General features: G+C 64.7%; 10 protein-coding genes. 7 read left to right on the top strand and 3 right to left on the bottom strand.

The genetic code is table 11. The features are described 5' to 3' along the window. The 6 genes from MJD61_08480 to MJD61_08455 all read left to right on the top strand — a co-directional run. A partial coding sequence (locus tag MJD61_08480) for a hypothetical protein (protein ID MCG8555309.1) occupies positions 1 to 203 on the top strand: 203 nt, incomplete at its 5' end. A 49-nt stretch (positions 204 to 252) separates the two neighbouring features. Continuing rightward, positions 253 to 849, top strand: coding sequence for a prepilin-type N-terminal cleavage/methylation domain-containing protein (locus MJD61_08475; GenBank protein ID MCG8555308.1), 597 nt, complete (start codon positions 253 to 255; stop codon positions 847 to 849). Continuing rightward, positions 846 to 2,021, top strand: a complete 1,176-nt coding sequence (locus tag MJD61_08470) for a prepilin-type N-terminal cleavage/methylation domain-containing protein (GenBank protein ID MCG8555307.1) — start codon at positions 846 to 848, stop codon at positions 2,019 to 2,021. Before MJD61_08475 ends, MJD61_08470 begins: the two co-directional genes overlap by 4 nt. Positions 2,022 to 2,134: 113 nt before the next feature. Next, entirely contained in the window at positions 2,135 to 2,794 is a 660-nt protein-coding gene (locus MJD61_08465) for a hypothetical protein (GenBank protein MCG8555306.1), read from the top strand. A gap of 19 nt (positions 2,795 to 2,813) precedes the next feature. Next, positions 2,814 to 6,245 carry a hypothetical protein gene (locus tag MJD61_08460; GenBank protein MCG8555305.1) on the top strand — a complete coding sequence of 1,144 codons (3,432 nt, stop codon included), beginning with the start codon at positions 2,814 to 2,816 and terminating at the stop codon, positions 6,243 to 6,245. A 22-nt stretch (positions 6,246 to 6,267) separates the two neighbouring features. Next, entirely contained in the window at positions 6,268 to 6,813 is a 546-nt protein-coding gene (locus tag MJD61_08455; protein ID MCG8555304.1) for a hypothetical protein, read from the top strand. Positions 6,814 to 6,900: 87 nt separating this feature from the next. On the opposite strand, the gene MJD61_08450 is transcribed toward MJD61_08455, so the two are convergent. Genes MJD61_08450 through MJD61_08440 form a run of 3 tightly spaced genes read right to left on the bottom strand, consistent with a single transcriptional unit; the run spans position 6,901 to position 10,747 of the window. Continuing rightward, entirely contained in the window at positions 6,901 to 8,463 is a 1,563-nt protein-coding gene (locus tag MJD61_08450) for a hypothetical protein (GenBank protein MCG8555303.1), read from the bottom strand. Further along, positions 8,460 to 8,969, bottom strand: a complete 510-nt coding sequence (locus MJD61_08445) for a hypothetical protein (protein ID MCG8555302.1) — start codon at positions 8,967 to 8,969, stop codon at positions 8,460 to 8,462. The genes MJD61_08450 and MJD61_08445 overlap by 4 nt, the downstream gene beginning before the upstream one ends. Then, positions 8,966 to 10,747, bottom strand: coding sequence for a hypothetical protein (locus tag MJD61_08440; protein ID MCG8555301.1), 1,782 nt, complete (start codon positions 10,745 to 10,747; stop codon positions 8,966 to 8,968). Before MJD61_08440 ends, MJD61_08445 begins: the two co-directional genes overlap by 4 nt. A gap of 45 nt (positions 10,748 to 10,792) precedes the next feature. Here MJD61_08440 and MJD61_08435 point away from each other — a divergent pair, with 45 nt between their 5' ends. Continuing rightward, positions 10,793 to 10,957, top strand: coding sequence for a hypothetical protein (locus tag MJD61_08435; protein MCG8555300.1), 165 nt, complete (start codon positions 10,793 to 10,795; stop codon positions 10,955 to 10,957). The last annotated feature ends 267 nt before the right edge of the window (positions 10,958 to 11,224 follow it).

Below are 11,224 nucleotides of genomic sequence, written 5' to 3'. Positions count from 1 at the left end.
CGCCCGACCCGGATGTGGACATCTGCTACGAGCCGAGCGGCGCCGTGATGATGCGCTCGGGCTCGGGACGCTTCTTGTGGAGCGTAGCCGGCGTAACCACGGGCGTGATCTTCAACGTGGATCGCAAGGTGGGCGGCGTCATCAAGGGTGTGTCTCGCCGGATCGTGTTCCCTCTGGGCGGCACCGCAAGGCTGCTGAAATGAGCAACGCGGTTGAAATGAGCAACGGCGCCGAAGGAAGGAGGCTGTTCGGGTGAGTCGAAGCTCTCGCAGTCGAAGCCGGCAGCGCTGCAACCGATCCGGGTTCACCGTGATCGAGGTCATGATGGCGCTGGCTGTCATGGTGGTGGGAGCTACCGCGCTCGTCGGGCTGCAGCAGCTCACGACGCGCGCGAACACGACGTCGCGTGAAATGTCGACTGCGACGCAGATCATGCAGACCTGGCTCGAGCGGCTCAAGCTGGACGCGCTGCAGTGGAACGCAGCCAACGTGCTCACGAACACCGACTACCTGCAAACCGTGGACGGCACCTGGATCGTACCGAGCGTGGTGGGCACCCAGTCACCTGCGTTCGACCATTGGGGTCGGGACCTCGCGCCCATCGTCGATGCCAACACGCGCTTTTGCATGAGCTACCGGCTCACCTGGGTGTTCAGCGGTGAGGCCATGCGGGCGGACGTACGCGTCTACTGGCCAAGAAAGGCCCAGGGGGCACACCTCGCCACCGACTTTGCGAGCTGTGGTCCGAGCGCCCAGGCCAACCTCGCGCCGGGCACGGCCACCGCCGCCAGGTACCACGTCATCTACGCCTCCGACGTGCTGCGCTGGACACCTTTGAGGACGCTATGAACGCCAAGCCCCGCGGCATACGCAGCGCCGGTTTTTCGATGCTCGAGCTGATGGTCGCGCTCACGGCCGGGGCCATCGCGGTCTCGTCGATCTACTATGTGGGTGCCGCGTCGAGCGACCACTTCAAGAACGAGGGCAGGCTCTCGCAGCTGCAGACATCGCTGCGGATCGCAATGAAGCAGGTCACACGCGACCTGGCTCGCGCCGGCTTTCTTGCGACGCCCGATGCCGCCATCGATCAGCGCTGCTTGACGAGCGGGAGCGCGGTGGCTGTCGAGCACTCCAACAACGCGGACAACGCGCTGGTCGATCCCACCGGTGAGCACGGCGTCGAGGCGGACCGCATCACCCTGCTCGGCAACTATGTTACGTCGGACCAGTACCTGATTCAGTCGATCTCGACCGACGGCACGATCCTCTACCTGCAGCGCGATTGGCAGGCTTTTCGCCGCATGTTCACGAAGTGGTGGGAAACCCCGCCCGCACCCGACACGGTGGATTCCGGCGCGGTGCAGGATGTGTTCCGCAAGGATCGCATGCTGCGCATCGAGACCATCACGGGCGACAAGTTCTTTGTCCAGGTCGCTGCCACGCCGGCGGTCATGCCGAGCACTGCGACCGATCCGCTCGCGGTGACCATCACTGTGCCCAACTTGGGCTCGCTGCCGGTCGGCACGGCCTGCCTCGGCGGCCTCGGCGGTGGCGCCACGGTCGCGCCGCTGGCTCGGATAGAGTACCGCGTTCAGGCAGCGAGCGGCGAAGCCGACACCGGCAACAGCGCGGTTACGGGCAGCTACACCCACCTGGTACGGCGGGAGCTCAACCCCACATCCACGGCCGAGCTCACCACCGACATCCCGGCCCGGGTCGTGCTCGAAAACGTGGTGCACTTCAACGTCGAGTGGGTCGAGGATCAGGCCGCCGGATTGGGCACGGCCCCGACCTTGGTCGCCACTCCTACCATCAACCAGGTCCAGGATCTGCGCAGCGCCATAGTCACCATGTCCGTGCGCAGCCCGACCCAGGACGGGCGCTTTCGCTGGATCGCGCGCGCCGCGGGTGCGCCGCTCTCGCGCTTTCGTTTCGACGCCGCACGCCCCGGTGCGGCCCGGGTTCGCACCCTGCGGGCTCAGGTGCTCCTGCCCAACATCGCATACCTCGGCTTCAGGTGATCCGCATGCGCCCACCAACACAAGTACGAGCCCCTGTAGCTGGCGAAACGTCCCTCCGGTATGGACGCCCGAGCGGTCGCCGCCGGCGTAACAAGCGGCAGCAAGGGGCCGCCATGATGCTGGTCATGATGGTGCTCCTGGTGACGACGGCGGCCGCAACCATGGCCGTGACCTCGACCAATTCGGAAATGCGTGCCTCGGGTCACAGCCGGCAGGCCTTGCAGACCAAGTACCTGGCGGAAGCCGCGCTGATCGCAACCGTGCACCTGGTCGACGAGGTGGGTCCGCGCGCGCTGCTGCACGCCATGAGCCTATCCGACCCGCCGGACATGAGCGTGTTCAACGAGCCTGATTTCACGGATCAGACCATCGACACGGCGAGCGGCACCTACAAGAAGGAAAGCTACCGGCTCTATATGAGCGACTACGACTCCAGCCTGGTCGGCTCGGGCGTGCCGCCGGTCGAAAACAAGACCTGCGCATCGGGCGAAATCGGCTCGCTTGGGCCCTGCCAAGCCTATACGCCCTGGTTCGCGATCGACATCAACGATCAATACACCTTCTCGGGCGTGGTGGCCGGGCGCCGTGTCGACGGCCATGGGTCGCTGCAGTACATGCGGGCAACCTATACGGCGCGGGGGCGGACACTGGTGGCCGGCGACACCGGGGACAGCGGCGACAGCGACTACGATTCGAGCTCGGGTCGCCGCGGCTACCACGAAGGCGCGTCGGACGCGCGAGCCTATGCGGTCTCGGGGCCCTTTGCGAAATGACGGTGTGAAGGTGATGGGAATGAAGCTACTTGGCAAAGGACGTTTGTTGGAGGCATGGACCCTGGCCGGCGTGCTCGCGCTTGGAAGCCTGGCGTTTGGGAGCAGCGCGCTCATAAACAAGGCGCAGGCAGAAACGCCCGACGTGCGCAACATCAAGTCCGTGATGATGCTCGTCGTCGACACCTCCGGCTCGATGGAACGGGTGGCCGGGTGCACCTGTACTTCGCCCAGCTGCGTGGAGTGCGAGCCGGACTGCAGCGCGAACCAAAAGAACCGTTGGGCCACCGCGCTCGAGGCGTTGACCGGGAGCTATACGAGCTTCAGCTGCACCGAAAAGGCGCGCACCGCAGCCAACGGCATGACCTACGACATCGGCTACTTCATTCCCCATCACGATCCGCCCGGTTCCGGCCAAAACAGCGACGGCATCCTCGATTCGTACTCGGGCCAGGTCAAGTTCGGCCTGATGACCTTCGACGGCATGGCCACCTGGTACGGGGAGTCGCCCATGGTGACCGAAGCCAGCTGGTCGGACTCGGACAGCGCCAGCGAGGAAGGCATGTGGTCGTACGCGGGCGCCAAGACCTTCAAGTACCCGGGCTGCACCACGGATTACAAGATGGACACGGGTGCCCGCGACAGCTCGGGCGATGAGGGCAAGTTGATCTCGGTGGGAAGCGACTCCGATGACCTCGCTACCATCAACTCCAACATTCAAAGCACCTTGCTGTCGGTGCGGCCCTTTTCGGGAACCCCGATCGCGGCGGCTCTGGACGATGTCTACTACTACTTCGAGAACCACGCCCACGTAAAAAGCGGCAGCGATGCCTACTACGGCTGCCGCAAGCGCTATGCCTTGCTGTTGACCGACGGGGTGCCGGATCCAGACTACCGGGACCTCGGTTGCAACACGCCGGGCTATAGCTGCCCCTATCCGCTGGCTGACGACGCTGCCGCCTACCTGCGCTGCGGGTCGGGCACCACCAGCTGCAGCTCGTCCACGGGGCCGCTCGAGAAGCTCTTCGTAATAGGCTTCTCGGCAGCGGACCAAAGCGTCAGGGACACACTCGATTCGCTGGCGTCGAATGGCGGAAGCGACCAGGCGCTGTTTGCCGACAACCTGAGCGAGCTCAGGAGCGCGCTCGCCACCACACTCGATCAAGGCGTGCACGAAACCACCTCACGCTCGACGCCCGCGTTTGCCAACAGCGTGAGCGGTGCGGCCGCCATGCAGCAGTTCCAGGTCAACGCGGGCTTCGTGGTGGGCTCCGGCAGCGACCCGTGGCAGGGGTTTCTGGAGCGGCGGCGCTTCGTGTGCAGCGGAACCAGCATCAGCGAGCCCTCGCTCTCGAGCGAGGACCGCTTCCACGAGGTGCTGAACAACCGGAGCACGTCGCGCAACCTGTGGACGGTCAAGCCGGCGGGCTACTCGCAGGACGCCCACATGTGGAAGGGCCTGACCACCGCCCCATGCGGCACGAGCGGCTGCAGCAACGTGGACTTCACCAACTCGAACATCGCGCCCCAGAACCTCGGCCTGAACTCGTGGGAGACCTCGCGTCGCAACACGATCGTCAACTGGGTGCATGCCAACTCGTCGAGCAACCGCTCGGACAAAAAGCTCGGCGACATCTACCACTCCTCGCCAGTCGCCGTAGGCCCGCCCCAGTTCGACAGCGCCGACCACTCCTATAACCTGTTTCGGCGCAAGCTCGCGGTACGCAGCCGGCCCCACACGCTGTACGTGGGCTCGAACGACGGCATCCTGCATGCCTTCGCGCTCGACAGCTACCCCGTGGACTCGAGCGACACCGCGCACACAAGCACCACCTACAACCCTGGAGAAGAAATGTGGGGCTTTGTTCCGCCGCTCGTGATGGCCAAGCTCGACGCAGCCGTGGATTCGCATCAGTTCCTGGCCGACGGCACCCCGGTGGTCAAGGACGTGTACTTCTCGCGCACGCCGGGCTCGACGCCAAGCCCCGACGACTACCACAGCGTGCTCGTAACGGGCCTCAGGGGTGGAGGCAAGGGTTTTGTGGCACTGGATGTGACCGACCCGGTCGATCCCAAATTCCTGTGGCAGTTCACCCACACTTTCACCGAGCCCTGCTACGAGTGCGACACCGACTTCAGCGAGGAGCTCGACGAGGGGACAGGCTGCGGCGGTGGTGGAGAAGAGGACAATCGCTGCTCCGAAGACGACAACGACGAAGACGATGAGGAGGGCGAAGAGGGCGGTGGCGGCCCATGCCCCGGCAACGGCGAGCGCTCGTACCTGGGCCTCACCTACGGTCAACCCGCGCTGGCGCAGGTGCTTGTCAACTACAACAGCACGATCCAGGAGCGTGCGGTCGCGATCCTGCCCGGCGGCTTGGGCGAGCTTGAATCGAGCTCCAGCTGCAACACCTACCGCGCCGGCACCTCGGTTTGGCAGAGCCACTCTTCGATCGACCGCGAGACCGACACCTACGGCTCGCTCACGAACCATCGCAGCCAGGCCCGGTGTTGGAAGGACGACGGACGCTCCGTCTACATCGTCGATGTCGAGACAGGCACCGTGCTCAAGCACATCGACGAGCGGGTTTTCACAGCGCCTCTTTCCGGGTCGGTATCGGTCTTTCCGGGCGAGGTCGGCACCGTGGCCACGCGCGCTTTCGTGACCGACCAGGACGGCATTGTCTGGCGGATCGACCTCACGGGCAGCGACCCCGTGAAGACCGATCCCACCCTGGGCTGGACGGCACGCCCCTTTCACGACATCTACTACAACGCCGCCTGGAACGCGGGTTACCCAACCTACGAGCGACCCGCGATAAGCGTCGACAGCAGGGGCCGGGCCGTGGTCGTGGTGGGCACGGGTGACACCGATGATCTTGCCACGACCAAGGCCCACCGCGTGGTGTCCCTGACCGAGCGGCTCGATCTCAACGCGGACGGCACCATCGATCTCAACGACACGCGGGCAGCAATCAACTGGACCAAGACGCTCGCCAGTGGAGAGTCGGTAACCGGACCGGTCGAGTTGTTCGACGGCAATGTCTACTTCTCGACCTTCAAGTCCACGACCGGAGGCAGCTCGTGCGACTTCGGCCAGAGCTACGTCTACGCATACGACTTCATCGACGACGACAGCAGCTCGCCCCCGGGGCCGGTAGCCACCGCGGGAGTGGGCGGCCTGGTCGGTTCTGCCCACACGAACAAGCTCTTCATGGGTGTGGGCATCACCAAGAGGCCACAGTGCTTTGACACCACCACTATCAGCGACCCCTACCTCGGTGGCAACCGCGCGGCGATCCCCACGGCTGCCGCTTCCAACTTCGAGCTGGTGCTGAACGCCGGCGGCGACAGCAGCGCGGACAAAGGTGGCGTGATCAAAACGGAGTCCATGTCCCTGCCCACGCCCGCCAGCGTCACGAAAATCCAATCCATCGCCGGTAGCGTCGATTAGCTGACCAGGATCGGAGGACCCTGTGCCCATACGCCCTGCCCCGATTGCCGTGAGCCTCGCTTTGGCCGCGTCGGCCCTCGCAGTCGGTTGCGCCAAGCCCAAACGCGAGCCGCCCCAGGTCAACAAGCTGCTGGAGGTCGCCGGCCAACCGTCGCTGGCCGAGGTCGTGAGGAAACGCACGCTCTACGATGCCGAAGGCAATCTCTTACCCTCCGAACAGGTGCTGTCCGGTCTGACGCTTCCGCGCGGCCTCACGCGCAAGCGTGCGATGAGGCGGCGCTGGGTCTACGAATCGAGGGTCCCGGTCGACAAGCTGCGGCGCTACTTCGGCTTGCGCCTGATCACCGGGCAGATCCGCCCGGGCGGGGGTGGCATCACCTACGTGGCGGCCACCCCACGCGAGGCCAAGGGCGGCGTGGTCAAGCTCGACGTCAAGGTAGGCGATCATCCCTCCACACGCGGCATCGCGGTGGTCGACATCCGCGAGCTGCCCCCACCCCCGATCAACCCTCCCTCCGACAGGGAGCTGCGGCAGATCATGAAGTTTCGCGCCCAGCGCGCAGACTAGTACCACGAATCATGAGTTCGTTCCGCCTGCACTAGCCGTGACTTTCGTCCGCATGCCTGTGCGTCTGCGATACGCACCCGCCGTTCGTTACCTCGCGAGCAGGCGCTTGAGCTTGTCGATCTGCTTGCGGCGCGACTTGCCCTCGGGGGCGTGGCGATCCGCTTTGACGTACGCCTCGAGCGCCGCCTCAAGCTCCCCGCGATGCCGGAGGTCGCTGCCCACGAAGCGGTAGTAGTCGAAGCGTACCGATCCGCGCGCCACCGCAAGCCACAACAGGGCGGCCGATAGACCGGTGGAAAGCAGGTAGCGCCTGAGCAGCGTGCGTTGCCGGGTGCTGTGCAGGGCCACCGCAGCACGAACGAGCAAGCCAAGGCCAACCAGCAGCGTGGCACCAAACACGCCAGGCAGGTCGATCGACCATCCGGTCCAAAGCGCCAGACCAGCCACGGCCAAGGCCAGCATGAAGCCGACGATCGGGCTCTCCTTGTGGGTTGACTCGTCCCTGTCCCAGCGCCCAAGAAGGGCGAGGGCTTGCCGCGCAGGCCACGTGATGGCCAGAGTCAGCACGTGCAACCAGCGCACCGGCAAGAGGCAAACACAGGCCGCCCAGGACATGTAGTAGCTGAACCAGCCGATGCTGAGATCGATGAGCTCGATGGTGACGTGCAGGCCGAGAGCCAAGACCCACGTGGCCCACGAGCAGGCCTGCAGCCACGGGCGGTCGTACTGGTCGCGGTAGACCGCGAGCGCGTAACCGAACGCAAGCGCGACCTCGCCCGCGACCACACCGGTCGCAGCCAGCTCCCAGAAGCTTGCTTCGCTGAACCCGAATCCAGCAACGAAGCGCGCGACGGGCTCCAGCAGTCGATCCGAGTCCCCGATGGAACGGAACGTGTGACCTTCGCGCCACATGGTGTCGATCTTGGCGATGGCGGCGTAGCCGTACACGACGGCCACGATCGTGAGCAGCAGCCGGTATGCCCAGGCGCCGGTCAGCGCCAGCACACAGACCTCGCCCGAACGCGCGCAGAATACGGCCGTAACCACGATCACTACGATCCCACCACCGAGCCAGAGCCAAGAGCCGCTCGATCGGCCTACCGTGAGCAGCAGCACGACCACTGCAGCCGCAACCCCCGTATACAGCCATGCCTGTGTGGCGCGCGGCAGGATCGATCTCGGGCCGCTTTCGGTGCACCGGAGCTGGCCCGGGGCGGCGTGCGAGGATTGCCGCAGCGGCGACAAGAGCCCTTCTGCACCGATGCGTGGAAACAACGCCAAACAAAGCAGCATGAGCGAAAGCAGGTAGTGATGCTGGTAGCTGTCCAGCATGCTCATGCTCCATGAATAGGTGTAGAGCGCGAACAAGCCCAGCATCCCGACCGTGGTCTCGCCCGCGAGAGCCATCGCCAGCGCCAGAAAGGCGCTCAATGTCAGCATGCCTACGTACCAGTCGGGCGTAGGCACGGGATGCAGCGCGTCCAGCCAACCAAAGTGTGCCACGTTGAAACCACCGGCCCCGTAGCGGCCCGCGTGCCTGACCATGAGCACCCAGGTGTCGAAGGCGAGCAAGATCAGGATGCCCTTACGCAGGAGATAAGGCCGCAGGGCAGCAACGGATCCGTACCAGTGGCGATTCCAGGCGCTCATCGGACCCTTTCCATCTCCTTGATGTGCTTGGTTGCGCAGTTGACGTGCAGTGTGTCCGCTCGCACCCGAGTTCCGTCAGTCTCCCGGCAGGTTCTGGTCAGCGTCACGACCGCGGTGTGGGGTTGCTCGCAACGCCAGTGCAGAAACTTGTCGACCACGATTCGGCGAAAGCGCTTGAGGGACTTGACCCAAGCCGTATGGAGCTCCCTGCGCAAAGGTACGGAGCGCGGCACGATCGACCCTCCTTGCCTGTTCATTTCCACCACGGCGACCTGACACTTCCGCATGTGTACGGAAGAAAACATGCGCCAGCAGAAACGCTCGTCCGACCCCCGATCCATCAGGTAGCAACTCAGCGGCACCGCCAGTTGCACGAGCAGCAGACCGGCGATGAACATGTTGATGAATAGCCGAGCTCGCCCCTGAGGTGTGTCCGGCAACGCTTCGCCGCCATGGTCGCACCAGCGTGTATCGGGATCCCGAGATCCGCCCGTGGGTCTCGTCATGGTGCGCTTCGCTTCTCGAGCAGGTGCTGGCGGGCAGCAACTACCAGGTCTCGAAAGTAGGTCCCGAAATTGCCGCGCGTGAAGCGCACGATCCGCCGGGGCAGCGCCGGGTTGCCCTCGAGAAGCTCCCCGTTTGGCCGCACGGTGTGCCCCACGGAGTGCTTGAAGGCCAGCTCGCGGCCCCGGGGCAAACGGATGGTCTGCGCCCACATCCAGGACTTGCTGAAGCCGCCCGTGGGCATGCCCATGGTGTGAATCTCGAGACCCGGATTGTCGATGATCATGGCGGCAAACTGGTCCAGGCTCGAGCCCGCCAGCGGAAACAAGAGCGCCACCTTGCGCCCGCGAAATCGCTCCTTGGCGGGCTTCATGATCCCAGCATCATCGACGTCGAGCAGCTCGAGCTTGTAGGGCGCCCGAGTCGTATAGGCGCGCCCGCGCGACATGGCCGCGTTGGCCCAGGCCTGCACCTGCCTCGAGTAGCGGTCCAGATGGCTGCGTACGAACTCCTTGTCCTGCACTCGCAGGTCGCTGAAGGTGGTCTTGAAGGGCCTCGCTGCAAGAACCTGGACCAGCAACGCGCTCCGCCTACCTCCCTGGCTGTGGGTGGCGTCCACAATCAGATCGTAGCGCAGCACTCGTTCCTCGCGTGCGGCCCGGATCAATTCCGTGATGCTCCGGCGCATATCCCGGAACGCGTACCATTCCAACAGGGCTAACCGCCTGGCGTGATCCACGTACAAGGCGCAACTGCGATGGTTGTCGAACACTTGCGAAAACCCCAGATCCCGATACATGGCTTCAAAGTGCGCCGCGTCTCGAGGCTCCTGTTCGCGGTCCCAGTCGAGCAATGGGGGCTCACGCCACGAAAGGTTTCGCGGATTCTCGTAACGGAACGTGACCTCGTACCAGCGTCCCGAGAGCGCACTGTGCAGAGTGTAGCGGACCTTCTCGTCGGGAAGATACAGCTCTGGACCAAACGCCTTGTTCTTGGCCGCCAGATAACGACTGGCGTGACGCACCAACATGTGTCGGTAGGTCGAATAGGCCACGTAGGGCTCGAGCATTCTCAGGTATTCGTCAACCGGCACGCCGTTGACAGCCACCAGTAGATCGCGCTTACGCACGCCAGCCGCCGCGGCCCGCTTGGTGAGCGTTCCCACGAAAAACAGGGGCGCCTTGAGGTCGGCCAGATCCGGGTAGAATCTGACCGGGGCATGGGTGCGCCGCCGCCGGTATTTGCTCGTGGCGTCGAATACGAGATGCCGGTCCTTGCGGGCGTTGCTCAGTTTGAGCAGGGCCCTGAGCAGGGCGATATCGGTATTGGCGAGTGCGAATTGGTTGCGGAGATCGAGCCTGCGCAGCTCTCGTTCGAAGTCGGTTCCCAACTTGGTCCACTTCACGGGAGCAAACGCGTCCCGACGTCGAATCCTGCTGACGAGCTCGTCGAAAAGGACGGTACGCTCGTTGTCGGGCTGGGTAGGCGGTACGACCAGCTCGACGCGATGCATCCTGCTCCAGGCTTGACGGGCACCGCTGGCATCGATGCGGGCTACGCGCCAACGGTGCTGCCCGCGAGACAACACCTTGTAGGCGCTGGAGCGTCCCGCGATCCGCTCGATCTTGCCGTCGAGCTCGAAGTCGAAGAGTTCGGGTTGGCCTACGGGCGCCTGCGACCAAAGGAAGCTGACGCGCTTTTCGATCCGCTGAGCCAGGTCTCGTGGGTAGATCAGCTTGGGCGTTGCCCGGTCTGAGGAAAGCCGTGGCGGGGGCCGCACCGTTGATGCCCCGGCCGTGCTCCCGGCCGCGCCAGCATTACCGCGTTGTCCGGCATTGCCGCGTTGTCCAGCATGGCCGCTCTGTCCAACATGGCCGCCCTGTCCAACATGGCCGCCCTGTCCAACATGGCCGGGTTGCTCAGAGGAAGGCTCGGAGGGGATGGGACGGCCGCGGCAGCCGGCTCCGGAGCAAGAGAGGAGCACCAGTAGCCCCATGGCCTCCGACGTCAGCGAAGCGCGCCCGAGAGACTGCTTCCGGCGTAGGTCTACGCGTTGCAACGACTACGACCTAGCTATAGCTAGTGCCTCGCCACAGGAATCCTGGTTGGTTGGGGCCTGCAGTGGGGCTCGCTGGCAAGGCGGACCGACGAAGACTGCGGTTAATTTCGATGCTGTGCAGCGCATATTCGAGGAGGTCCCAACGCCGCCAGCGGGCGCCAGGGCTGGGGCCAAACGATCAGGATTCCTGTGGCGAGG

The organism is Pseudomonadota bacterium (genome assembly GCA_022361155.1).
Classification (GTDB): Bacteria; Myxococcota_A; Polyangia; order Polyangiales; family JAKSBK01; genus JAKSBK01.
The sequence above is the reverse complement of the archived record's forward strand: the minus strand, read 5'-3'. Positions and strand labels throughout refer to the sequence as shown.